The sequence below is a fragment of the Microcoleus sp. FACHB-831 genome (assembly GCF_014695585.1).
Lineage (GTDB): Bacteria > Cyanobacteriota > Cyanobacteriia > Cyanobacteriales > FACHB-T130 > FACHB-831.
This window is the reverse complement of the sequence record NZ_JACJON010000068.1, coordinates 187,774-213,284: the sequence shown is the minus strand read 5'-3', so window position 1 is coordinate 213,284 and position 25,511 is coordinate 187,774. Positions and strand designations below refer to the sequence as shown.

14 protein-coding genes are annotated in these 25,511 nt (G+C 42.3%); 8 read left to right on the top strand and 6 right to left on the bottom strand.

The window, feature by feature from the left end:
* Nucleotides 1-198 precede the first annotated feature (198 nt).
* From H6F77_RS21295 to H6F77_RS21280, 4 genes are all read right to left on the bottom strand, one after another.
* Entirely contained in the window at nt 199-681 is a 483-nt protein-coding gene (locus H6F77_RS21295) for a hypothetical protein (protein WP_190490918.1), read from the bottom strand.
* Between the two features lie 299 nt (nt 682-980).
* Entirely contained in the window at nt 981-1,199 is a 219-nt protein-coding gene (locus tag H6F77_RS21290; RefSeq protein WP_190490917.1) for a hypothetical protein, read from the bottom strand.
* A gap of 446 nt (nt 1,200-1,645) precedes the next feature.
* Entirely contained in the window at nt 1,646-3,220 is a 1,575-nt protein-coding gene (locus H6F77_RS21285) for a B12-binding domain-containing radical SAM protein (protein ID WP_190490916.1), read from the bottom strand.
* A 165-nt stretch (nt 3,221-3,385) separates the two neighbouring features.
* Nucleotides 3,386-4,966, bottom strand: a complete 1,581-nt coding sequence (locus H6F77_RS21280; protein ID WP_190490915.1) for a B12-binding domain-containing radical SAM protein — start codon at nt 4,964-4,966, stop codon at nt 3,386-3,388.
* A 349-nt stretch (nt 4,967-5,315) separates the two neighbouring features.
* On the opposite strand from H6F77_RS21280, the gene H6F77_RS21275 reads away from it, so the two are divergent.
* Genes H6F77_RS21275 through H6F77_RS21255 form a run of 5 tightly spaced genes read left to right on the top strand, consistent with a single transcriptional unit; the run spans nt 5,316 to nt 10,957 of the window.
* The gene (locus H6F77_RS21275; RefSeq protein WP_190490913.1) at nt 5,316-6,377 is read left to right on the top strand and encodes a fatty acid desaturase family protein; all 1,062 of its coding nucleotides are present in this window, start codon (nt 5,316-5,318) and stop codon (nt 6,375-6,377) included.
* 15 nt (nt 6,378-6,392) lie between these two features.
* A complete protein-coding gene (locus H6F77_RS21270) occupies nt 6,393-7,346 on the top strand; it encodes a class I SAM-dependent methyltransferase (RefSeq protein ID WP_190490911.1) in 954 nt (317 codons plus the stop codon).
* Nucleotides 7,346-8,491: a glycosyltransferase family 2 protein gene (locus tag H6F77_RS21265; protein WP_190490909.1), complete on the top strand. Its 1,146-nt coding sequence runs from the start codon at nt 7,346-7,348 to the stop codon at nt 8,489-8,491. The genes H6F77_RS21270 and H6F77_RS21265 overlap by 1 nt, the downstream gene beginning before the upstream one ends.
* Before the next feature lie 37 nt (nt 8,492-8,528).
* On the top strand, nt 8,529-9,230 hold the full coding sequence (locus H6F77_RS21260; protein ID WP_190490907.1) for a class I SAM-dependent methyltransferase: 702 nt from the start codon (nt 8,529-8,531) through the stop codon (nt 9,228-9,230).
* A complete protein-coding gene (locus H6F77_RS21255; RefSeq protein ID WP_190490904.1) occupies nt 9,227-10,957 on the top strand; it encodes a hypothetical protein in 1,731 nt (576 codons plus the stop codon). The genes H6F77_RS21260 and H6F77_RS21255 overlap by 4 nt, the downstream gene beginning before the upstream one ends.
* A 219-nt stretch (nt 10,958-11,176) precedes the next feature.
* On the opposite strand, the gene H6F77_RS21250 is transcribed toward H6F77_RS21255, so the two are convergent.
* Both H6F77_RS21250 and H6F77_RS21245 read right to left on the bottom strand, forming a co-directional pair.
* Nucleotides 11,177-13,060, bottom strand: coding sequence for a two-component system response regulator (locus H6F77_RS21250; RefSeq protein ID WP_190490902.1), 1,884 nt, complete (start codon nt 13,058-13,060; stop codon nt 11,177-11,179).
* 266 nt (nt 13,061-13,326) lie between these two features.
* Nucleotides 13,327-13,698, bottom strand: coding sequence for a response regulator transcription factor (locus H6F77_RS21245; protein WP_190490900.1), 372 nt, complete (start codon nt 13,696-13,698; stop codon nt 13,327-13,329).
* 237 nt (nt 13,699-13,935) lie between these two features.
* On the opposite strand from H6F77_RS21245, the gene H6F77_RS21240 reads away from it, so the two are divergent.
* From H6F77_RS21240 to H6F77_RS21230, 3 genes are all read left to right on the top strand, one after another.
* A complete protein-coding gene (locus H6F77_RS21240) occupies nt 13,936-17,601 on the top strand; it encodes a WD40 domain-containing protein (protein WP_190490898.1) in 3,666 nt (1,221 codons plus the stop codon).
* Between the two features lie 153 nt (nt 17,602-17,754).
* Nucleotides 17,755-20,418: a PAS domain-containing sensor histidine kinase gene (locus H6F77_RS21235; RefSeq protein ID WP_190490897.1), complete on the top strand. Its 2,664-nt coding sequence runs from the start codon at nt 17,755-17,757 to the stop codon at nt 20,416-20,418.
* 22 nt (nt 20,419-20,440) lie between these two features.
* Nucleotides 20,441-25,510: a PAS domain S-box protein gene (locus H6F77_RS21230; protein WP_190490895.1), complete on the top strand. Its 5,070-nt coding sequence runs from the start codon at nt 20,441-20,443 to the stop codon at nt 25,508-25,510.
* The last annotated feature ends 1 nt before the right edge of the window (nt 25,511 follow it).

Genomic DNA, 25,511 nt, shown 5'->3' with positions numbered 1-25,511 from the left:
AAGTCTTCGCCCAAAATTACCATATGTTGGGCTATTTCTATCGGATTTTTATTAACATTCAACACTTCTGGTACAAAATAAGTGACAAGTATTAGAGTAACTAGCCCTGCAAGGCGCGATCGCGGGTCAATTGGTTAGTTAATTTTGCCCTAAAAAAGTAATTTAATTACTTTTTTAGGGCAGGCAATTTTACTCTAATTACTTTATCCCAACTTGTAGCTTGTAGCTTGCGTTTCCTCTGGTTCCACCAACAACAATTTTATATTGACCTGTTGCAGGCAATGCGCCACTCCAGCTAGTTGCTTCTTGCCGTAGCGTTTTTCCATTGGGACTGGTAATGTCAAAAACAGCATTTTTCTCAAGGGAAGTGATGCTGACTGTCATTTTTTGTCGTGCTTTGGCATTTAGCAAGTAAACATCTCTTTCTCCCCGCACTACTGCGTTTTCTACAACTGCTGAACTGCGACCCCGTGCAAAATTAATGCGCCGCGTGCGAACGTTTTGAGCGAGTAAAAGGGGTGGTTGAGTGGAAGTCGCTGTTGTGAGGTGAGATGTATCAGGCTGGTTGGCGGCGATCGCATTATACTCATCTAACGCTAGTGTCTGGTTAGGCGCGATCGCCAGAGAAATCAGTGGTAGCGAGAATAAAGGTAGAAGTCGAATTCGCGAGTAAGCGCTCATAAGTTTTGTTAGTAAATCTTAACGATTTTACTTGTAAAATTTGTGGGTTTCTAGGTTTAGATCTTCCCACACTTGCATCCAGGCCAAGCGATATTTAATTATTAATTAAAGTAATAGTTAAAACCTGCGATCGCCCTTGCATTAGACAAATAGCAGCGTCTCAAAGCAGAAGCAAATGCCTAGCGTAAAGATACGTTTTTGGAGCATAATGCAAAAATTTGCGTTTTCTTGCTCGCTACTTTAGCTGATTGATGCGTAGGAGCCAGAAAACGCAAATTATATAATAATGGAATCCTTTATTATGACAGCTTCTTGAGTTGTTCAAGTAACTCAGCAGGAAGGTGACTTAAGGCACTACCCTGCCACCCTCTTATAGGTTGGTATTGCAGATTTCCGCAATAAATATTGCCTTTATGGAGATGCCAGCCCGCAGTGGTTTTACGGAACTGATATCCAGCTTGCTCAAGCATTGAGGTAAGTTTTGAGGTAAGTTTTTTGAGGTTGTGTCGAACTTTCATGATGGTATATAAAATCAAGTTTTATTCAGAGCAAACCATGTCACTCATACCTTTATAGTGCCTAAAATTTTCGCGATTGCTAACCATCTCTAGAATTATTTTAAGATTTGTTTAAGATGAGTTTCTGCACATCGAAAGGAAGAGTAGAGGCGGCTTTGTATCTCAGAATGCATATATCTAGAGTAATTTGAGGCGCTTTTGGAGGTAGGTAGTAGCGATCGCGCTTGGTTTAAGTTCTATTGCCGCTAGGCGGGGCTATGCTAGCCAAAAGAGGGCGATCGCGCGGGAGGAGGTTTCAAACTTTAGCACGAACCCCTGGCGGGCTTTTTACTGTTACTAGAGGTCTAATAAAGGCAAAAAGCAAAAGAAAGAATCTTTTATCTTTCTTTTGCTTTTTACTTTTATATCCTTTGTTTCACTCAGGACGCTTCGCGTCTTTTACTTCTTCAGGCTACTGAAACAGCACTCTCCTCGCGGACTACCTGCTGATTCTGATGCGCTAAGAACTCAGTCAATTGCCCTTCAATTTCGTCGCGCACAATCTGACGATACTCCAAGAAATGCTCGTTGTGGGCGCAGACAGTCAAGTAATGATCCCAAACGGCAGGATTGCGCTTGATAATGCTAAACAAGTGATGCCAGAACTTCCAGCGAGTATTGCGTTTAATACCCTGACGCCACACAACGATCGCCAAAGCTTTCAAATCCACCAAGCTAGGAAATTTACCCGGAACCTTGCACTTGGGCGCACCCAACATTAAGAAATGGCGATAGGTGCGATCCAAGAAATTCTCAGCATCGTACAACTGCCAGAAAGCTTCGATGTATTCCCTGACAATCTCTTCTAAAGGCCGAGTTGGAACAAAGTTCATCAAGTTAAACTGGTTTCCAGTTGCTTGATCCAGCAATCGTCCCTCTTTCTCTAGCCGGAACCAAAGGGCAGTGTGGGGCAAAGCTTGCAGCATCCCGAAGATAGTAGTAGGAATCGCAGTTTGTTCAGCAAAACGGACAATGCGATCGCCTGCCCCTTTTTTCTCCCCATCAAACCCAATAATAAACCCTGCCATCACCCGCAACCCCGCCTTAGTGATGGTTTGCACAGAATCCATCAGCGAAGTGCGGTTATTTTGAAACTTCTTAGTCATTTGCAAGCTTTCTTCATCCGGGGTTTCAATCCCTAAGAACACCGCATTAAAATTGCACTCAACCATCAAATCCATCAATTCTTGGTCTTCTGCTAGATCGACAGACGCCTCAGTATTAAAACTAAAAGGATACTGATGTTCCGCTTGCCAAACTTTTAACTCTTTTAGGAATAACTTCACATTGCGCTTATTCCCAATAAAGTTGTCATCCACCATAAAGATGCCGCGACGCCACCCCAATTCATAGAGGCAATCTAGCTCTTTTAACAGTTGCTCTGGTGCCTTAGTTCGCGGTTTGCGACCATACAAAACAATAATGTCGCAAAATTCGCACTGAAACGGACAACCCCGCGAAAACTGCACCGACATTGCATCGTAAGCATCAAATTCCAGCAAGTCAAAGCGAGGAACGGGTGTTGTCGTCACATCTGGTTTTTCACCGCCAGAACGTAAAATTCCACCAGTATCCCCCCGTTGAATTGCCTCGACAAACATCGGCAGGGTAATTTCACCTTCATCCAAAATCAAATAATCTGCACCAGCTTCGGTTGCTTCATAAGGTACAGAAGTAGGATAAGGGCCACCACAAGCGACTTTTTTGCCGCGCCGTTTAGCTTCGCGGATTTGGTCAAGCAAATCCTCTCTCTGGACAATCATCGCCGACAAAATAACGAGTTCCGCCCACTCCCACTCTTCTTCTGTCACGTCGCGAACGTTCCGGTCTACCAGCTTGAATTCCCACTCTTGGGGGAGAATTGCCGCCACTGTCGCCAACCCCAAAGGCGGCAGCAAAACTTTGCGATTGACTAATTGCAGGACTTTTTCAAAAGACCAAAACGTTTTAGGAAATAGGGGATAAAGCAGTAATACGCGCATTTAATTTCCAACCTCACACTTTCTATTTTGGATTTGCATTTTATATTTGGATTATTGACTCAAGTTATAATCCCAAATCTAAAATTGCCCCGCTAATTGATAATTGAATACTAACTAAATAGCTAGTAGGGTGGGCACTGCCCACCCTACTTTAATTTGCCAGCACTAGCTAACGCTGACTGCCACAGGGCTTTTAGCTTCTACAACTTTTGCCTGTTTTGCCAAAAACTCTGCCAACTGCCCTTCAATTTCATCCCGCACAATTTGGCGATACTCCAAAAAATGCTCGTTGTGAGCGCAAACAGTAATGTAATGCTCCCACACAGCTGGATTACGCACGATCATGCTAAACAGATGATGCCAGAATTTCCAGCGGGTTTTGCGCTTTACGCCCTGTCGCCAAATTACAATCGCCAACGCCCGCAAATCTACCCAACTAGGCAGTTTAGAGGGGGCTTTTACTTTAGGCGCACCCATCATCAAGAAACAGCGATAAGTGCGGTCTAAATAACTTTCGGCATCGTAGAGTTCCCAAAATGCCTTGACATATTCCCTGGCAATGTCTTCTAAAGGTCTAGTTGGGATAAAATTCATCAACGTCGTTTGATTGATATTGCCATCTTTGTCTTGCAGCCTTCCCTCTTTTTCTAACCGATGCCAGAGGGCAGTGTTAGGCAAAGCTTGCAACATTGCAAAAGTGGTAGTCGGAATGGCCGTTTGTTCTGCAAAGCGGACAATGCGCGAACCTGCACCCGCTTTTTCCCCATCAAAGCCAATAATAAATCCTGCCATCGGGCGCAATCCAGCCCGAGTAATTGCCTCTACTGATTCACTCAGGGAACTGCGCGTATTTTGGAACTTCTTGGTCAATTCCAGGCTATCTTCATCTGGCGTTTCAATTCCCAGAAATACGGCATCAAAATAGCACTCTACCATCAAATCCATCAATTCTTGGTCTTGTGCCAAGTCAATAGAGGCTTCAGTATTAAATTTGAAAGGATACTGATGTTCCGCTTGCCAAACTTTTAACTCTTTTAGGAATAACTTCACATTGCGCTTATTCCCAATAAAGTTGTCATCCACCATGAAGACGCCACGACGCCATCCCAATGCGTAGAGGTAATCTAGCTCTTTTAACAGTTGCTCTGGTGTTTTAGTTCGCGGTTTACGACCATACAAAACAATAATGTCGCAAAATTCGCACTGGAAGGGACAACCCCGCGAAAACTGCACCGACATGGAATCGTAAGCATCAAATTCCAGCAAGTCAAAGCGAGGGACGGGTGTTGTCGTCACGTCTGGTTTGTCACCGCCAGAACGGAAAATTCCCTCTGTGTCGCCTCGCTGCACTGCCTCGACAAACATCGGCAGGGTAATTTCCCCTTCGTCCAGAATTAGATAATCGATTCCCGCTTTCTGGGCTTCTTCGGGTACTGAGGTGGGGTAGGGGCCACCGCAGGCGACTTTTTTGCCGCGCCGTTTAGCTTCCCGGATTTGGTCGAGTAAATCATCTTTTTGGACAATCATTGCCGAGAGAATGACAATATCTGCCCACTCCCACTCGGCGTCTGTAACAGCGCGGATGTTGCGGTCTACCAGCTTGAATTCCCACTCTTGGGGGAGAATTGCCGCCACTGTCACCAAGCCCAAGGGGGGCAGCAAAACTTTGCGATTGACTAATTCCAGAATTTTTTCGTAAGACCAAAAGGTTTTGGGGAAGACTGGATAAACTAATAAAATTCGCATCAACCTAAACCCTCACACCTATATTGAATATTCAGCTGTGTATTGAAAAATTTGACCAGTGCTGAGATATTGTCCTTTGCTTTTTACAGACAATCTTACCTAATTCCGGTAGATGGCGGGCTTCTGGTAAATCCTGTAAGTACAATAATATTTTATCCTTCGCGTCTGCGAATGGGAGTCTAGAGCTAGGGGGCTGTTGCCTCGTCTCACTTGAAGGCAAAAAAAGAGCGCGATCGCCAGCCCGTATCCGGAAATCCACAGCCCGGCTTGAATAACTCAAGCATACTTGACTTTGACAGTGTTGTTGTGGTTCCTTTAGCACTGATGGATCGTGTCGAGCGAGCAAATCATGAATACAAACAAATCAGACCCTATATCTATGGTAGATGCGCGATCGCCTGTAACAACCGCTAGCAACCTTACTAACCAAGGCAAGTCAATAGTAGCCAAAGATGAGTTAAAGCGATGGATGACACCTCAACCAATTCGCCCTATTCGTGACCTATTTTTAGACTGGCTGGGCATCGTACTAGCTTTGCTTGCAGTTACCTGGATGCCAACTTGGTGGATGTACAGCATAGCCTTTATAGTTGTGGGCTGCTGTCAATATGCGCTGTTCATTCTGGGGCATGATGCCATACATTCGTCGCTACATCCAAACCGCTTATTAAACGATAGGTTAGCAAAATGGGCTATTCACGGGCCGATGTTTATGGCCTTAGAGGATGGGAGACGCAGCCACTTGGAACATCACCGAACATTAGGGACTGCTTCCGATCCCGATCGCTATCTACATACCTTAAGTAATAAAAATTCGCGGATAAAGTTTTTACTATTTTGTTCTGGCTTAGCGACGTTTGGGAAGACCGTATTAAAAGTTACCCCTTTTGGTAAGTTACTCAATTCTAGTCGCCCAATTGCAACAGAAGCTTATCAATCTAAGAATTTATTAACTCCGGTAGCACCGATGCTGCTAGATTACACAAAGCAGCGAGTACCTGTATTGGTTACGCAAACCTTACTCATATCTATATTTGCCTTTTCTACTCTACCTTTATGGTCTTACCTAGTTTTGTGGGTAGCACCTATCTATTTCTGCGTATTTCTGCCAGATGAAATTCGGGCTTTTTGCGATCATGCTGTACCTGTATTACCAGATTCCAAAGCAGATAGTTCTAGGTTGGTCACGTTTCGTCCTTCATGGATAGAAGGAATATTATTCTCACCTCATAACATGAACTACCATGCAGAACATCACTTATATCCTGGTGTGCCTTACTACAACTTACCCATAGTTCATCAAGTCCTTAAAGATAGAGCTGAAGTAACCGTAAGGGGAAGCTATCTAATTTTTTTATTCCATGTCATTCGTTTATTACCTTTACAAGATAGTGCTGAGGCAGCAAGCTAAATACAAAGAAATAGAATGATGATTGACAAACTAAAACTTGAATCAGTTTCCTGTGGTGTGTGTGGAACTGATAACTGGCGTAAGTATGCGTCTGGCAAAGATTATGAATATCATACATCTGAAGACGAGTTTCAGATGGTAGAATGCCAGAATTGTGGAAACATATATCTCAACCCCCGCCCTGTAAAAGAAGAGTTACCCACAATTTATCCTGCCAATTACTACGCCTACAATTACGACCAAGCTATTAACCCTGTGGCAATCCGAGCTAAGGACTGGCTGGATAGTATCAAAGTCAAAAGCTGGCTCAAATACCTGAAAAGTTCAGAGCCACGTTTTCTAGATGTGGGATGTGGTAATGGACGTTATCTAAAAATGCTGCATCGCCTGGGTGTTCCTAAAGAGCAGCTTTATGGTGTGGAAATGAGTCAAGAGCAGATTGCACAACTTAACGCAGAAGGATTTCAGGGTTACTATGGCCGGATAGAAGATGTAGAGGCAGAATTACCTAGTAAGTCTTTTGATTTAATCGTATTATTACAAGTGCTAGAGCATGTAGAACAACCACGTTTAGTAATTAAATCTTTAGCGTGTTTACTCAAAAAAGACGGAATTTTGATTATTGAAACCCCTAACACTAAAAGTTTGGATGTTAAACTGTTCCACAAAAGTTACTGGGGAGGATATCACTTCCCTCGCCACTGGAATTTATTCAATTTAGAGACGTTAAAACGCCTATTCAGTGAAGAAAATATCAACATTAAAGCTGTTAATTTCTTGCCAGCTCATTCTTTTTGGATATTTTCTTTTCATCATTTTATAGAACATAAATGGTGCTTGCCCTGGTTAGCTCGATTTTTCAATCCCTTGCAAAACATATTTTTATTGAGTTTATTCACTGCGCTAGATATGGTACGAGCTAAATTAGGTTTTAATACATCGAATATTCAAATTATAGCTGTTAAATAATGATAGAAGATAAGATTGAGTTATCAATTGTGATGCCTTGCTTGAATGAGGCAGAAACTATAGGAGTTTGTCTGAAAAAAGCACAGCTTTACTTGCGAAATAATAATATTTATGGCGAAATAATTGTGGCTGATAATGGCAGCACAGATGGTTCGCAAGCTATAGCCTCGCTAATGGGAGCTAAAGTTGTACACATTAAAGAAAAAGGTTATGGTAGTGCCCTTAGAGTTGGCATTGCTGCTGCACGCGGTAAGTATGTCATCATGGGTGATGCTGATGACAGCTACGACTTCAGTAATCTAAGCCCTTTTATAGAAAAACTGCGAGAGGGCTGCGATCTAGTGATGGGAAACCGCTTCAAGGGAGGTATTGAACTAGGTGCTATGCCAGCCCTACACAGGTATTTGGGAAACCCTGTTCTGACAGGTATTGGGCGGCTATTATTTAAAAGTCCGTGTGAAGATTTTCATTGTGGTCTGCGAGGTTTCTCAAAGTCGGCGATCGCAAAACTGGACTTACGAACAAAGGGAATGGAATTTGCTAGTGAAATGGTTGTCAAAGCAACTTTGTACAAACTAAAAATTAGTGAAGTTCCAACTACTCTCTCTGCGGATGGTCGCAGCCGCCCTCCTCATCTGCGTAGTTGGAGAGATGGCTGGCGGCATCTGCGGTTTATGCTACTGTACAGCCCACGCTGGCTTTTTTTTTATCCTGGGATACTACTAATACTTATTGGTTTGGGAATTGGACTGTGGCTGTTACCTGGTTCCCAGCTAATTTTTGATATCCACACCCTATTGTATGCAGCGACGTCTGTTATTATTGGCTTTCAGGCAATTACTTTCGCTGTAATTGCAAAAATATTTGCAATTAGCGAGGGATTGCTACCTGAAGATCAAAAATTAAATTATGTATTTAGTTATATTAACTTAGAGGTAGGGTTGATTGTAGGAACTATACTCCTGGTAATCGGATTGGCTGGATCTGTTTATGCTTTGGGTGTTTGGGGTATGCATCTTTTTGGCCCACTAGACACATCTAAGACTATGAGAATTGTGATTCCATCAGCTACCTCTCTTGCTCTTGGATTCCAGATTATTTTGTCGAGCTTCTTTTTAAGTATATTAGGTCTTAAGCGAAGCTGAGTTTGATTGGTAATTTATGAGGTCGCTACTGAAATTTATGAGTAAAATAGTTAATTTATCTTCAAGCAAAAATGGTAGCAGTCCTTATATTGCACCAAACGTCTTTGGTTTAATTAGTAATGTTTCTTTGTATGCTCGCCAGCAAATGTTTGCTTCTTTAATGCAAATTGCACAGCCCACTGCTGAGACAACACTTTTAGATGTGGGAGTTACTTCAGATCGGCGTGAAGATAGTAATTTTTTTGAGAAGCTGTATCCATATCCCCACAAGATTACAGCCGTTGGCTTAGAAGATGCTTCTTTTTTAGAGCAAGATTATCCAGGCCTAAAATTTGTTAAAGCGGATGGATTAAGTCTACCTTTTCCAGACAATAGTTTTGATTTAGTTGTAAGTTTTGCCGTAGTTGAACACGTTGGCGATCGCGATCGCCAACGTGCTTTTGTTCGTGAACTTTGCCGAGTCGGTCGCACTTGTTGCATCACAACCCCGAATCGCTGGTATCCCGTAGAGTTCCACACCGTTCTACCCCTTATTCACTGGCTTCCCCCCTCTTGGTTTCGAGCTATCCTCAGATTGATTGGTCAAGATTTCTTTTCTAGGGAGGAGAACTTAAACCTTCTCAGCTCAAAGGAACTAATAGCTATGTTTCCGAGTAACTGTAAAATTGCTCAAGCCCACCACAAGTTGATTGGTATTATTTCTAACTTAGTTTTTTATGTGCAGCGTGCTGAAAAATGATGAAGAAAGCACAAGCTTTTATTTACTACCTCAGCTATGGCAACCCAAAAATATTTGGAGTAATGCTTATATCAGCAATTTTTATTGTCATAGTAAGGATTTTAGGCCCGTTTGAACTTGGTTGGGACCAAGCAATACAGCTAGAAGCTGCTCACCGTTTAATTCACGGATTAGGACTTACCAGCACCTATTTTGCTACTCCCTTTGCTAATATAAATCAGACTCCACAACCTCAATATCTAACGTGGTTTCCACCAGCATTTTCCCTTATAGTTGCCTCTTTGCTTTCCCTTAAAGTGTCCCTTGCTTTATCTCTCAAGATTATCTATAGTTTAACAACTATAATTGGCTGGCTTGGGTGGGCAAGCATAGCAAGTAATTTCCTCTCCAAACCAATGCAGTTAAGGTGGGGATATTTCTCCGCCCAATTTGCTATTGCTGCTCTGCTTCCAGTTTTCTACACACCTTTGTGGGAAGGGACAGACATATTTTTGTGGGCTGGTCTTCCTTTCATAATCATTTTATTTGTTACCTCAGCAATTAAGAAGTCATGGAGTATGCCTCTTATTGCTACGTCTGGCGTGATATTTGGTCTGTTGTATTCTTTTCGCTATGCCAGCCTTTTTGTTGCTGTTGCTGCATTTTTTATCTTGTTTCAGGTTAACTTCCCCCACATCCGATTTTTTTTTAAAAGTTACATAATTTTTATATCTTACTCTCTGCTTATTATTTTTCCTGTTTATATTTATAACAAACTTGTTTCAATAAGTGCTGGCTTACCGCAATACATCACTGAATATGGATTTTCTAACATTGCCGATACTCTCCGTAGAATTATAAGTAATTGGTCTAATCTTTCCATTTTATCGGGAATGCCGCTTATTCAAACAGTAGCAACATATATTAAGCCTTATACTGCGATTAATTATATATATGGCGTTTTATGTTTTATATTTATTTGTGGACTTACAATAGTAATTAGCCGAGCTAATAACCTGGAAGTAAGCCAATTTAAAAGACATATTAATATATCTATATCTTTACTTCCAATATCTATAACTATATTTTTAATGTTTTGTATGTTTTTCAACCCTTATAACTTTTTGGAAAACCCAAGATACTACATTCCAGCGATGTTTTCTATTATTTTTATATCCTACGACCTGGCGACAAGGCGAACTAATCATAAATTTATAAAAATGGCTTGTTCTACATTTATTGTTATTTTTTTGATGTATAACATTGCCTGCGTACCCTTAAGCGTGGCGTTACAAAAACCTGATACCCAATTGCAAAGAATTTTGAGCTATATCCCTAAACCTAGCTTACAGTATCCAAGCAATAAGGTAGTTTCAAGAACTGAAGATTCACTATCTAAGTTAAAAGACCTACAAAAAATAAATCCAGAAGCAGTCTTTTTTATACAATATCAAGCTAATTATATATATGATGGCAGTGCGGGATTTAGACTGATACCTGGAGGAAAACCAGGGGGTGATTTTTGGAGAACAACGCATGGTGATATTTGGGAAAAAGCTTATGTAGATAAGGCAGTAAAAATATTTTGGGTGGTTGATAAAGCTTGTCCTGGAATCTGTAATGCTGAAGAACCCTATAATCCCATGCCACAGCTTTCAGCTCTCCCTAATACTAAAACAATTTTTACATACCCTGATGAGGGTACAAAAATATTAGTTTCAGATTTGCCAAGCGGGTATAAATTCTAATTTTTTAAAAAGAGTACAAGCATCTGCTATGGCTGGTAAGAATTAAGGTGTTTGCTGTAGTGTTATTAGATACAAGCTTAGAATTATTGGAAAAGTCAATTAGCCCTCCTTACAAAACTAGAAAAAATACTGTAAAAAAATGGCTGGAAAGGGGTAACTCAAGGGCTTTTGGAGGAATTATATTGTCTCCAAGTAAAAATTGAGTAATAATCGCGATCGCTATACAACATTGCTCAATAGTTGCCTCGCCCTTTGGCAATTTAAAGGCTTAGAAAAAAGATACCCTTGCCCAAGTTCGTAGCCTAACTCTTGTAGTTTTTGCAACTGCTCAGGTGTTTCTATCCCCTCTGCGACTAAATCTAGCCCCAAATTGTGAGCTAAGTTGACAATCGTTTGTACAATTTCTGTCTCCCCCGAACCCGTCCCCAGTCGGTTCACAAAAGAGCGGTCAACTTTTATCGTATTTACGGGAAAATTATGCAAGCGGCTTAGAGAAGAATAGCCTGTGCCAAAGTCATCAATACACAAGCCAATTCCCTTTTGTCTAAGCTGGTGCAACATATTGATTTCCTCGCTAGATGTTTTGAGAAAACTGCTTTCAGTAATCTCTAATTTTAGGCAATTTGGTGGTAGCCCCAATTCTGAAAAAAGGCTGTCAATTTGTTTGAGTAGTTTGATTTGCTTGAGCTGCTTTGCGGAAAGATTGACATTCATTACTAGAAGAGAATGATGGGGAAACTCGTGTTGCCATTTACTCAATTGACGAGTTGCCTCTTGCAAAACCCAGAAACCTAAGCGGTCTATCAACCCAATTTCTTCGACTGTCGGAATAAACTCAGCTGGAGCAACCCGTCCCCTGGAAGGGTGATTCCAGCGCACCAAGGCTTCAAAACCCTGTAGCTGACCTGTAGAGAGTGAGTAAATGGGTTGGTATTCTAAATAAAATTCTTCTCGTTCGATCGCCTGCCGCAGGTCATTTTCAAGTTGCAAACGCGCGATCGCCCTTGTCTTGTTTTGAGGGGTCAATACTTCGTAGCGTCCTTTTCCTGCCTGCTTTGCCAGAGACATCGCTATTCCTGCATCCCTCAGCACATCAATGGGAGAGTTATATTCCATCAATGTGCTGAGGGTGATGCCAATGCTAACTCCTACGAAAACTTCATACCCAGCGAGTTTAAAAGGCAACTTCAATTGCTCTTGAATATCTTCAGCTAAAAAGATTGCGTCATCGGTTGATTTAATATCCTCCAACACAATCATAAATTCATCGCCTCCAAAACGAGCTATTTTACCTGCATGACTTAAACAAGCTTGTAATCGCAGAGCAACCTTTTGGAGTAATTCGTCGCCGACTAAATGCCCTAAGCTATCATTAACAACTTTAAAACGGTCTAAGCCAATTGATAAGACTGCATACTGTAAGTTTGTATTTTTATTTGCGGATTTGATGATAGTTTGCAACTGCTCCATCAACCAACTTCTGTTAGGTAAACCAGTGAGATCATCATGTAAAGCATCGTGCTGAAATTTTGCTTCACGCGCTAATAATTCTTTTTGTGTTTTTTGTAGTTCGTGTAGTGCTAGAGAAAGTTGATTTACTCGTTCTTCTACCCGTTCTTCTAATTTTTGAGTAATTTTAACTAAGTTAGATTCCTTAATATGACGAGCTTCGATATCCTCAATTAAAAACTTATTTTGTTGTTGGAGTTTTAGCGTCAGTGAATGCAGCCGCAGATGTAGCTGAATGCGACTCAATACCTCTTCTTGCTTAAAGGGCTTAGTCAGGTAGTCAACTGCACCTAGATTTATAGCTTTTACAATATTTCTGCTGTCATTATAATTAGCCGTAAAAATTACAGGAATGTCTTTAGTTATTGGCGATTTATTCAAACAGCAATATGTCTGGAAGCCATCTATATCAGGCATAAGACTAGCCAGTAAAATTAAATCCGGGCAAATTTGGTGCGACAATTTAAGCGCACTTAGCCCATCTGAGGCAATTGCAATTTGGAAACCATTATTTTCTAAAAAAGTAGAAAGTATTTTGAGTTCGTTAAAATTATCGTCAACTACTAAAATCAGATTTTGATTGGCTAAACTCATAATCAATTCTCCCTACAATGAAGAGTGTTTAAATCAGCTGACGCGGTAATCTGCCTAATATTGTGCTTGGCGGTTAATTAGCCTGCATATCCCGACTTACTTTTTCATTAATCGACTACTTTCAGTTTGCAGGAAGGAAATGATTTGTTGGTAGACATTAGAGACTTTTAGGAGAACTTAAGCGAAAATATTTCTGCCTAATCTTCAACTAGCTATCCGCAGGATTGGCAAGCAGTAAGTCAAGCCTTTTGATACTCGTTATTTTTCTAGTGGGGAGCGAGTAATTGAGCGGCGATCGCATCCAGCAACGTACTAATCTCTACGGGTTTTGTTATATACGCATTAGCCCCTAATTGCATAGCACGCTTGTAACTACTTATAGTTATGTCAGCGGTAAGAAAAATCAGAGGAATATTAAACGTGGCTAAATTTGCACGTAACTGTTCTAAAACCATAAAACCGTCAATATCTTCAAGCCTTAAACCGCAAATTATTAAGTCAGGTTGCAGCTCTTTTGCTAACTTTAAGCCACTAAAACCATTGACAGCATCAGTAACATTAAAATTTTCTAATGTTAAAAAGTCACAAAGGGGCAACCGAAAATTTTCTTCATCTTCAATTATTAGAATATTTCTCACAGTTTTATCCCCGCTCCCACGTTACCTTAATTCAGTTTGCAAAAGTTAAATGGCTTTGTGGGAGAAGATCGAGACTTTAAGGAGAACTTAAGCAAAAAGGGATAGCGAACATCCGTATCGGCGATAAGGGATCTGCCCATTTACTTAAGCTTGATATAAGTTAACTTAAAACTAAACTCTGGTTAAATAGGTTGCTACAATCAACAGCAAACCTAATCAGATGGATTATTGACCTCAATGACAGCTAAAAACCCTTCTAAGTCTAAGCGTCATCGTGGCTACATCCTAACGCCTGCCGGAGCGGCGAAACTCAAAAACCGCATCAGCGAGTTAGAGGCGCAAGCAGGTATCAAATACAACCCGCCTAAAATTGCCGAACAAGCGCAACTGATTAGTTCCCAAGGTCTGCACCCAACGACCATTCGTAAAATTTTGCGGGGTGCAAGTGGGGGAGATGAAAGTTCGCTGCGGCTGATTTTCCAAGTGCTGGGGCTGGAAATGGAAGAGCCGGACTATACTCTGCCAGGAATAGAGGAACTTGTCAGCGTCAATGCTTATCAAGATTGGGGCGAGGCGGTTGATGTTTCAGTCTTCTACGGTCGTTCGCCAGAACTAGAGGGTTTAAGCCAGTGGATACTTGATGAACATTGCCGACTGGTGACGCTATTAGGAATGGGGGGTATCGGGAAAACAACTCTATCGGTAAAGTTAGCCCAACAACTTCAAGATCGGTTTGAATTTGTAATATGGCGATCGCTCCGCAATGCCCCCCCTATACAAGAATTGCTCCCTCAACTGCTGCAATTTATTTCTCAGCAGCAGGAAACAGAAGCTAATATACCCAAAACAACAAACAGCCAAATTTCCCGGCTGATCGATTATTTACGCCAGCAACGTTGTTTTTTGGTTTTAGATAATGTTGAGACAATTTTAAAACACGGCAGCCCTGCTGGAAGGTATCTAGAAGGTTATGAAGATTATGGCGAACTATTTCGACGAATTGCAGAAACCGCTCACCAAAGTTGCCTGCTGTTAACCAGTCGAGAAAAACCTCAAGGTATTGCTGCTTTTGAAGGAGAGTTTTTGCGCGTGCGCTCTTGGCAATTGAGCGGTTTAGCTCTGGAGGAAGGAGCAAAGATTTTTAGCGATAAAGGGTTGATCATCTCGGCTGAAGAGAGCGAGCAGCTAACGCAACTTTATCAAGGAAATCCTCTAGCCTTAAAAATTGTCGCCACCTCAATTCAAAATTTATTTGGGGGGAATGTTTCGGAATTTATTGCCCAAGGAGTAGCAGTTTTTAATGGCCTTCGCAATCTTTTAGCAGCGCAATTTGAACGCCTGTCTTCCTTAGAACAACAGATTCTCTATTGGTTGGCAATTAATAGAGAACCTTTAACGCTTAACCAATTGCGCGAAGATATTGTGCCTCTAGCCTCAACAGGCAGAATTTTAGAAGCTTTGGAATATATAGGTTGGCGATCGCTTATCGAGAAGGTTACGCCTACACTCACCCGAAATGCTACAAATATAACAACAGGAAGGCAACAATTTACTCTGCAACCTGTAGTGATGGAGTATGTAAGCGATCGCCTGATCGAGCAAGTTTGTGAAGAAATCCCCAAAAGCGCTGAGTCCCGAACTCTGGCTCCCCTCAATCTATTCAAGTACGTTGCTTTGCTAAAGGCAGAATGTCCAGATTACGTGCGATCTTACCAAGTTAACCTAATTATCCAGCCTATTGCTCAGAAGCTATCAACAACGTTCGGCAGCAAAGAAAATTTCATATTAGTATTGACAGAAATTATCTCACTTCTGCGATCTAATCCTCCCGCCCCTCCCGGTTATATTGCTGGCAATGTATTGAATTTACTCGTGCATTTACAAACTGATTTGAATAGCTATGATTTTTCCCAGTTAACAATTTTGCAAGCTTATTTGCCCGCCGTAAGTTTATGTCAAGTTAACTTTACTGGGGCAAATTTAGCCAAGTCAGTTTTTAGCGAAACTTTTGGCAATATTTACGACATCGCTTTAAATTCAGACGGGACAATTTTAGCAACAGGACACGCAGATGGTGAGGTGCGTCTGTGGCGAGTAGCAGATGGCAAGTTGTTGTTTAGGAAAGCAGCACATATTAGCACAGTTTGGTCTGTGAATTTTAGTCCAGATGGGAAGATGGTTGCGAGTGGTAGTTTTGACGCTTCGATTGGGCTGTGGAATACGAGCATGCAACAACCGTGTCAAACATTATACGAGCATGGCGATCGCGTCTGGGCTGTTACATTTAGTCCTAATGGGAAATTTATTGCGAGTTGCAGTAGCGATCGCACTATTAAACTTTGGGATATTGAAGCAGTAAATTGCATTCAAACTTTTCAAGGACACGCTGACATCGTGCATTCTGTAGCTTTCAGCCCAGATGGTTCTATGTTAGCTAGCGGTAGTGCTGACCAAACAGTTAGATTGTGGGAAATTGAGACGGGAAAGTGCTGCAAAATCCTGCGAGGACATAGAAATCAAATTTCCTCTGTCGTCTTTAGCCCCGATGGTTTAACTATAGCAAGCTGTGAAGCGCAAGCAATAAAATTATGGAACGTGGCAACTGGAGAATGTCGTAGAACTATACAACAAAAGCTTAGTTTTGTTTGGTCTATAGCTTTTACCTCTGATGGGAAAACTTTAATATGTGGCGATGGCAAAGTAATAAAACTTTGGGATATAGAAACTGAAGAATGTTATCAAATATTGCTGGGATACAGCAGCCAGGTTTGGTCTGTCGCGCTTAGTCAAAATGGGAAGGTAGTCGCAGGCAGCGACAAACAAATTTTAAAGCTTTGGCAAGTTGAAAAACACAATAACTATCAATTACTCCAGACAATACAAGGCTACACTAACTCAGTTTGGTCGGTGGCATTCAGTCCAGATGGTAAAACATTTGCCAGCGGGGGTAGCGATAAAACTGTAAATCTTTGGAATATGCCAACTAAGTTAGAGAGTACCAGCGCTATATCTTTATCGCAACAGCATCAAAAATCTATTCGCGCGATCGCATTTAGTCCAGATGGCACATTTCTAGCCAGCGGTAGCGAAGATAAAATTATTAGGCTGTGGGAGCGAGAAACAGGTAAGTGTCGTATCCCACTGATGGGGCACACAGATTGTGTTTGGTCAGTTACATTTAGCCCAAATGGGCAGATTTTAGCCAGTGGGAGTGCCGATCAAACTATCCGACTTTGGGATATTATCTGCGATCGCTCTAGCGCATTGTTTTACAAAGTTAGTCGTTGCCGAATCCTCTCAGGACATGAAAGCTGGGTTTTGTCCGTTACTTTTAGTCCAGATGGCAAGTTCCTCGCTACTAGCAGCGCCGATCAAACTATTCGGCTTTGGGATGTTAGCACGGGCGAATGTTTGAAAACCTTCTTAGGACATAAAGGTTTAATTTGGTCGGTTGCCTTTAGTTTGGATGGTAAAACTCTAGCCAGCGCCTGTGAAGATCAAACTGTACGCTGTTGGAATATTGACACCGGGGAATGCTATCAAACTCTGCAAGGGCATAATAGCTTAGTTTGGTCAGTCGCGTTTAATCCCCAAAATCAACTTTTAGCAAGTGCAAGCGTCGATCAAACTATTCGACTTTGGGATATGATAACGGGTCAGTGCATCAACGTACTACAGGGGCATAAAAGCTCTGTCTGGTCAGTTGCGTTTAGTCCAGATGGTAAAACCCTAGTGAGTGGGAGTAACGATGAGACTATTAAGCTTTGGAATGTCAATTCAGGCGAGTGCTTATCTACTCTCAAACCACAAAGGATTTACGAAGGAATGAATATTACTGGAGTGACAGGGTTAACAGAAGCGCAGAAGGTGACGTTGAAAGCATTGGGTGCAGTTGAGTATTGAAAACTCTTTGAGAGAAATGACCGAGTGAATTTCAGCAATTGTGCTTAACTTCTCGCTAAAGTCACTATCTTCTCCCTAAAAGTTTTTTACTTAGTAAACAATATTATTGGGCTGGCGGAAAGTTCCCGCACAGGTATTTCATAAGCATTAGATATGGCAGAAAATTTCGTAACCTTGGACGCAAAAACCTACGAATCTCTCCAGCAACAAATAGTCGCACTGCGTCAGCAAGTTGCTGATTTGCAGCAGGCTAGGTTATCTGAACAGGCGCAGATTGCTCGACAACAAGCAGCAGAACTTAGGCAATTGCCTCAAAAAGGAGATCGAAAGGTTCAAGACCAAACGGGTGGAATTGTCAAAAGCGATGTGCGATCGCCAACAGACATTAGCGATCGCCTGTCTTTGCTAATCGAACAATCGCCACTAGGCGTCATTGAGTGGAACGCCCATTTTGAAGTTACCGCTTGGAATCCAGCCGCAGCAGCAATTTTTGGGTACAGTCCCCAAGAAGCAATCGGTCGCCATGCCTGTGAGTTACTTATTCCCGATAGGGGTAAAGAACAGCTTTGTACTGTTATGACGCAACTGCTGTCGGCATCTGGGGGAACTCACAACATTAACGATAACGTGACTAAAGATGGCCGACTCATCACCTGCGAATGGCATAACAGACCTTTGGTGAATATAAACGGTGAGGTAATTGGGGTCGTTTCTCTAGCACAGGATATTAGCGAACGCAAGCGAGTCCAAGAAGCCCTCCGTAAAAGTGAGGAACGATATCGTTCGCTGATTGAGGCGACTGCCCAAATTATCTGGGACACCAAAGCCGAGGGAGAATTTGTAACTCCTCAGCCGGGGTGGATTGCGTTCACCGGGCAAACTTACGATGAACTCAAAGGCTGGGGATGGCTCAATGCTATTCACCCAGAAGATCGACCCCACACAGCCCAAGTGTGGTCAACAGCAGTGGAAACCCGTACTCTGTATCAAGTCGAGCATCGGCTGCGGCGTTATGACGGTGAGTATCGCTACATGAGCGTGCGTGCAGTGCCCGTTTTGGAAGCGGACGGCAGCATTCGCGAGTGGATTGGGATTCATAGCGATATGAGCGATGCCGTGGCGGCGGCTACGCAACGCAAAGCAGCAGAACAGCAAATTCTTGAAACTAAAAATCTGTATCAGCAGATTCTCGATGCCATCCCTGATATGGTTTTGTGCAAAGGTGCCCAATCGCGGATTATTTATGCAAACAAGGCATTTCGAGACTACTATGGGATGACCTTAGAGCAATTACAAGATATTATCGATGCCCCCTTTGCTAACCCGGACTACACCCAACAGTACGTTAAGGATGATGCCTATGTGTTTAACACGGGAGAAACCCTAAAAGTTGAAGAAAACGTCGTTCGCTACGATGGCGAAGAACGCTTGTTTGGCACAATCAAGACTCCCATTTTTGATAGCGAAAACAGGATAATTCAAACTGTAGGCGTGTCTCGCGACATCACCATTTACAAAGAGGCAGAAGCAGTATTGCGGCAGCAAGCGCAAATTATATATCAAGTACATGAAGCCGTTACTACCACTGATTTGAATGGATATGTAACCAGTTGGAATAAAAGTGCGGAACATTTGTACGGCTATACATCTAAAGAAGCAATTGGAAAACACATTTCCTTTATTTATGCGCCGGATAAGTATGATTTTCTGGAAAATCAAATTATTAAGCCGCTGCTAGAAAAAGGTACTTTCGATATTGAAGCAAAAAATCTTCATAAATCAGGAAAAGAATTCTATGCTTTACTAGGACTCTCCCTGCTAAGAAACAGCGAAGGGGAGGAAATTGGCATGATTTGTTCTGCTATGGACATTAGCGATGCCGTGGCGGCGGCTACGCAACGCAAAGAAGCAGAAATTTTGTTAAAACAGCAGGCAGAGGATTTAGAAAACACCCTGCGCGATCTCCAACGAACTCAAGCGCAACTGGTACAGAGCGAAAAAATGTCCAGTTTGGGTCAGTTGGTGGCAGGAGTTGCCCATGAAATTAACAACCCCGTTAACTTTATATATGGCAATCTGATTCATGCCAAAGAGTATACCGAAAGCCTTATTGCTGCCATCCACACTTATCAACAATGCTACCCAAATCCTATTTTTGAAGTGCAGGAAGCAATTGAAGAATTAGATTTGGATTTTCTGATTGAAGATTTGCCCAAATTACTCAATTCCATGCAAGTCGGGGCTGAACGAATTAGAGAAATTATTGCTTCTTTGCGGAACTTCTCTCGCCTTGATGAAGCCGAATGCAAACCAGCCGATATTCATCAAGGCATTGATAGTACTCTCATGATCTTGCAGAACCGAATTAAACCCAAATCTGACTCTCCTGGCATTCAGGTAATTAAAAACTATGGCAACTTGCCACAAGTAGAGTGTTATCCAGGGCAGTTGAATCAGGTATTTATGAATATTCTGGTCAATGCGCTTGATGCCATTGAAGAACGCGACAAAGATCGAATGTTTTCAGACATTAAGAAAAATCCTAGTTTTATTCGCATCACTACAGAGGTAGTTGAATCAGAACAAAAAGTTAGAATTAAAATTAGCGATAACGGGCCTGGAATTCCAGAAAAAGTCAAGAAATGCATTTTCGATCCTTTCTTTACAACCAAAGGAGTGGGTAAAGGCACTGGGTTAGGAATGACAATTAGCTATGAGATTGTTACTGAGAAACATAACGGCACGTTGGAGTGCTTCTCTTTGCCAGGAGAAGGCACCGAATTTGTTATCCAATTGCCTGTTTCACTTATAAAATAATGAAATAGCGTTGGGCATAACAATGGAGAACCAAACCCACAAAATTGCCGCAAACCCTCGTAAAATACCGCTTTGTTTTGTCATTGTCGTGCCATTTGTGCTGCAAATCGTGGGTGCGGTTGGGTTGGTTGGGTATTTATCGTTTAAAAATGGACAGCAGGCAGTTGAAGACTTAGCAAACCAGGTGATGAGGAAGGTCGGCGATCGCATTGAAGAACGTCTCAATTCTTATTTAGCAACTCCTCACCTGATTAATTCAGTTAATGAAAATTCTATCAATATCGGAAAACTTAATCTAAAAGATTTTAATGAATTAGAATTTACATTTTTGCAACAGCAAAAATTATTTGCTGTAGTGAAATCAATATGTTTTACTAACGATGAAGGAGAAATAATTTGGACTCAGCGCCAAGAAGATGGCTCCTTTGTATTGGGAATTTTAAAAAAATCTGATAAAGGAAATTTACACACATATAAGTTAGATCCCCAAACAAATAAATTTAAGCTAGAGAAAGTTTTTCCCAACTACGATCCTTTACAACGCCCTTGGTACAAGACTGCACAAGCTGCGGGGAAACAAACATGGAGTTCTATATATACTTGGGTTGTTGAAGCTAATGTGGGCATAGCTGCTGTGACGCCTATCTATGAAGCACCAGGCAAGCTCAAGGGCGTTTTATCGGTGGATTTTCTTCTGTCAGACATCAGCAAGTTCTTAAGTAGTTTTAAAATTTCTCCTTCAGGACAAACTTTCATTATGGAACGTTCAGGAGAAATTGTTGCTACTTCGACAGGCGAAAATCCTTTCAATATAAGTTCTAAGGGAAAGACGATCGCTAGGCTAAAGGCAGTAGATAGTAGGGAACCCTTAACTCGCTCTACTGCCCAATATTTGCAAAAAGAATTTACAAATCTTACAAATATAAAAACACCTCAAAAATTTGAATTTACAGAAAAAGGTAAACGTCAGTTTATTCAAGTTACACCTTTTAGAGATAAGTTTGGCCTTGACTGGCTGATTGTGGTCGTCGTTCCCGAACATGATTTCATGGCAAAAATATACGCCAACACGCGCACAACATTTTTGCTATGTTTGGGGGCGTTAGGGGTGTCGATATTATTGGGAATTGTCACTGCTCGCTCGATTACATTGCCGCTATTACGCTTGAGCAAGGCAAGTCAGGCAATTGCCAACGGGGAGTTAGACCAAAATGTAGAAATAACGGGTATTGATGAAGTGGCAATGATGGCTCAATCTTTTAATCAGATGAGCCAGCAGTTGCAGCAGTCGCAACAGCAATTAGAAAATTATTCGCGATCGCTCGAATTTCAAGTAAGCCAAAGAACCCAAGAACTGCAACAGGAAATTAGCGATCGCCAGCTACTTGCCGAGAAGCTGCGTACTTCGGAAGCTGAAGTCCGTGCATTTTTTGAAGCAATGACTGACATCGTGCTGATGATTAATGCCGAAAATAACGATATTAAAGTCGCACCGACCAACCCTTCACGGTTGTACTCTCCTGATATTGACATCCTTAATCAAACGATAGAACAATTTTTTTTGGATGAAAACGCAGAGATTTTTAAAAGCAACATTAGGAGTGCTTTAGATACACAACAAATAGTGAATTTCGAGTATAGCTTGCCCGTTGGTGAGAGCAAAATTTGGTTTGCTGCTAGCATTTCGCCAACAACAGAAAATTCAGTGGCTTGGGTTGCGCGTGATATCAGCGATCGCAAGCAGCGTGAAGAAGCTTTGCAATTAATTGTTGAAGGAACAGCTTCCAAAACGGGCAGCGAATTTTTCCACTACTGCGTCCGCTATCTCGCTGAAGTATTGCAAGTTCGTTATGCGCTCGTTACCGAGTTAGTAGATTCTGCTCCTACAAAACTTCGCCGTTTGGCGTTTTGGACTGGTGAAAGCTGGAACTATAAAAGCGAGTATGACCTCAAAGATACCCCTTGTGAAAATGTCATAGCTCAGAAGAAAATCTGCTACTATCCCGACGGCGTTCAAGAATACTTCCCCGAAAATCGAGATTTAATTAATTGGGGTATTGTCAGCTATTTGGGCATCCCTCTAGTTGACTCAGGAGGCAAAGTTTTAGGCCATCTGGCCGTTCTGGATGTCAAGCCAATGAGCAGCGAACTAGGTAATCAGTTAATTTTGCGAATCTTTGCGGCGAGAGCAGGAGCAGAACTGGAGCGTAAACAAGCAGAGGAAAAACTGAGAGCCTCACAACAGAGACTTTCTTTTTTAGTCCAGCAAACACCTTTAGGGGTAATTGAATGGAATAATAACTGGCAAATTACCGACTGGAATCAGGCAGCCGAAGAAATATTTGGATATAGCAAAGCGGGGGTGCTGGGAAATAACGGTTGGAAACTCCTCGTACCTCGTATTAGACGTTCTCATGTGCGAAAAATACTTGATGCTTTAAAAAATAATCGAGGTGGAACTTATAGCATAAATGAAAATCTAACTAAGGATGGCAAAATTATCGTTTGCGAGTGGTATAACACGCGATTGATTGATGATAGCAGCAACATAATTGGCTATGCATCTATGGTGGTGGATATCACCGAACGCCAACAGGCAGAAGTTGCATTAAGAGAAAACGAACAGTTTTTACGCAGTATCTACGAGGGGGCTGAAGCAGCAATCTTTATCATTGATGTCCTCGAAGAAGGCGGATTTCGTTTTGTTGCAACCAACCCAGCTCACGAGCGAATGTCTGGCATGACATCAGCAGAATTCTGCGGCAAAACCCTCGAACGGGCGTTGCCCCCAGAAGTAGCATTGGCTGCGTCTGAGCGGTATCGCGCCTGTGTTGAAACAGGAGAGCGCATCACCTACGAAGAGTGCATGCAACTCAAAGGTAAAGAAATTTGGTGGCTGACAACTATGACACCGTTACGAGACAATTCCGAGGAGCGCATTTACCGTCTGATTGGCACAGGGATAAACATCACCGCCCGCAAGCAAGCTGAGGAAACACTCCAGCGTCGAGCGATAACTGACAGCATGCTTAGTAGTATTTCCCGTGCTTTTCTTGACCAAGATATAGATACTGCTATCAACTTTACCCTGCAAGTAATTAGCGAATTTACAGACAGCGATCGCAGCTATATTTTTCGATATACAGACAACCAAACCAAACTCTACAATACTCACGAGTGGTGCGCCCCAGGCATCCAACCCTCAATCGACCAGCTCCAAGGATTGCCCGTCGCCGATTACTACTGGCTGCACTCACAACTCTTAAGCGCCAACATCCTGCAAATCCCCTGCGTCGCCGATTTGCCCCCCGAAGCTTCGCTAGGCAAAGCAGAGTTAGAACGCAGCTCCATCCAGTCACTCCTCGCCGTACCCATAATGTATGGAGGCGTTGTCGTTGGCTCTATGGGTTTGGATGCCGTCCGCTCGTCTCAGATATGGACTGAAGAAGACATCAACCTGCTCAAGCTAGTCAGCGAAATTGTTGCTATTGGCCTTGCTCGACACGAAGCAGAAGTAGCACAACAACACGCAACAGAAGTAGCTATTGCCGCCAATCGTGCTAAGAGCGAATTTCTCGCCAACATGAGCCACGAACTCCGCACTCCTCTAACTGCAATTCTTGGTCTTTCTGAAGTATTGCAAGATGAAGTTTTTGGCCCCTTGACCGCCAAGCAGCACCAAAAGTTAGCGACTATCGAGCAAAGCGGCAAACATTTATTAGAACTAATTAATGATGTCCTCGACCTCGCCAAAATTGAATCGGGGAAAATGGAATTGCAACTTGCTCCCACCGATATTCAGGGGCTATGCGATGCGAGTCTCGCGTTTGTTAGACAGCAGGCTCATCAAAAACAAATTAAGCTCACCTCCCAAGTTCCGCCCCGGATTGGCAAAGTTGTCGTCGATGAACGGCGGATAAGACAAGTATTAATTAATTTATTGAGTAATGCGGTTAAATTTACACCCGAAGGTGGCGCAGTCTGGATCGAAGTTAAAGCTGACTCGGAAAATGAGGTTTTGCAGTTCAGCATAGTCGATACAGGCATTGGTATTGCTATAGAAAATATTGGCAAACTTTTCCAACCGTTCGTGCAGTTGGAAAGTTCTTTTTCCCGTCGGTATACAGGTACGGGTTTGGGGCTTGCTTTAGTGCGGCAAGTGATTGAGTTGCACGGTGGAAGCGTAAAGCTGGAAAGCGAGGTAGATCAAGGAAGTCGCTTCACGGTTTCCCTGCCTTGGATACAAGGAAATATCCAGAGTGTAAGCAAATCTCCAATTGCAAATTCCCAAGTTCTATTTCCCAGTTCCCCATTGCTTAATCTGCACAAAGTTTTAATTGTTGAAGATTCTGCACCTGCGGCGGAGCAAGTTGCTCGTTACCTTGCAGAGTTAGGAGTTACAAATTCAGTAATTCACTCTTTGGGGACGGGAAGTGTGGAAGAAGCGCTGCGGATTAACCCGGATGCTATTATCCTCGATTTGCAGTTGCCAGATTGCTCTGGCTGGGATGTTTTAGCACAACTTAAGGCTAATCCTGAAACGCAAAATATTCCTGTTTTGATTATGTCAGTGGTAGATGAGCCAACCCTACCAAAGGAATTAGAAGTCTGCGAGTATCTGGTTAAACCTTTTTCGCGCAGTCAGTTTCAGATTGCTTGGCGTAAAGTGCTTTTAGCCCAGCAACGTTCTGCATCAAGTATCGCGCCTGTCGCGCCCTCACCTTTGGTGCTATTGACAGAGGATAATGAGGCAAATATATCTACAATAATGGAATACCTGGAAGTGCGGGGCTACCGAGTAGCGATCGCGTTGAACGGACGAGAAGCAGTCCAATTGACTAAAGAGTTAAACCCCGACTTGATTCTGATGGACGTTCAGATGCCGGAAATGGATGGATTAGAAGCCACCCGTGAAATTCGGGCAGATATGACAAAGACTCACATTCCGATTATTGCCCTCACATCTTTAGCCATGCCAGGAGATCGAGAGAAATGCTTAGAAGCAGGTATGAATGAGTATCTGACTAAGCCTGTAAGCCTAAAGAAGCTAGTGGAAGCGATCGCCAGTCACCTGGGGCAAGTTAACTCTTAAT

Coding starts and splice junctions, on each gene's coding strand:
- H6F77_RS21250 (WP_190490902.1), bottom strand. CDS start 13,060: ATGAGTTTAGCCAATCAAAATCTGATTTTAGTAGTTGACGATAATTTT.
- H6F77_RS21230 (WP_190490895.1), top strand. CDS start 20,441: ATGGAGAACCAAACCCACAAAATTGCCGCAAACCCTCGTAAAATACCG.
- H6F77_RS21240 (WP_190490898.1), top strand. CDS start 13,936: ATGACAGCTAAAAACCCTTCTAAGTCTAAGCGTCATCGTGGCTACATC.
- H6F77_RS21275 (WP_190490913.1), top strand. CDS start 5,316: ATGAATACAAACAAATCAGACCCTATATCTATGGTAGATGCGCGATCG.
- H6F77_RS21280 (WP_190490915.1), bottom strand. CDS start 4,966: ATGCGAATTTTATTAGTTTATCCAGTCTTCCCCAAAACCTTTTGGTCT.
- H6F77_RS21235 (WP_190490897.1), top strand. CDS start 17,755: ATGGCAGAAAATTTCGTAACCTTGGACGCAAAAACCTACGAATCTCTC.
- H6F77_RS21255 (WP_190490904.1), top strand. CDS start 9,227: ATGATGAAGAAAGCACAAGCTTTTATTTACTACCTCAGCTATGGCAAC.
- H6F77_RS21260 (WP_190490907.1), top strand. CDS start 8,529: ATGAGTAAAATAGTTAATTTATCTTCAAGCAAAAATGGTAGCAGTCCT.
- H6F77_RS21285 (WP_190490916.1), bottom strand. CDS start 3,220: ATGCGCGTATTACTGCTTTATCCCCTATTTCCTAAAACGTTTTGGTCT.
- H6F77_RS21295 (WP_190490918.1), bottom strand. CDS start 681: ATGAGCGCTTACTCGCGAATTCGACTTCTACCTTTATTCTCGCTACCA.
- H6F77_RS21270 (WP_190490911.1), top strand. CDS start 6,393: ATGATGATTGACAAACTAAAACTTGAATCAGTTTCCTGTGGTGTGTGT.
- H6F77_RS21265 (WP_190490909.1), top strand. CDS start 7,346: ATGATAGAAGATAAGATTGAGTTATCAATTGTGATGCCTTGCTTGAAT.
- H6F77_RS21290 (WP_190490917.1), bottom strand. CDS start 1,199: ATGAAAGTTCGACACAACCTCAAAAAACTTACCTCAAAACTTACCTCA.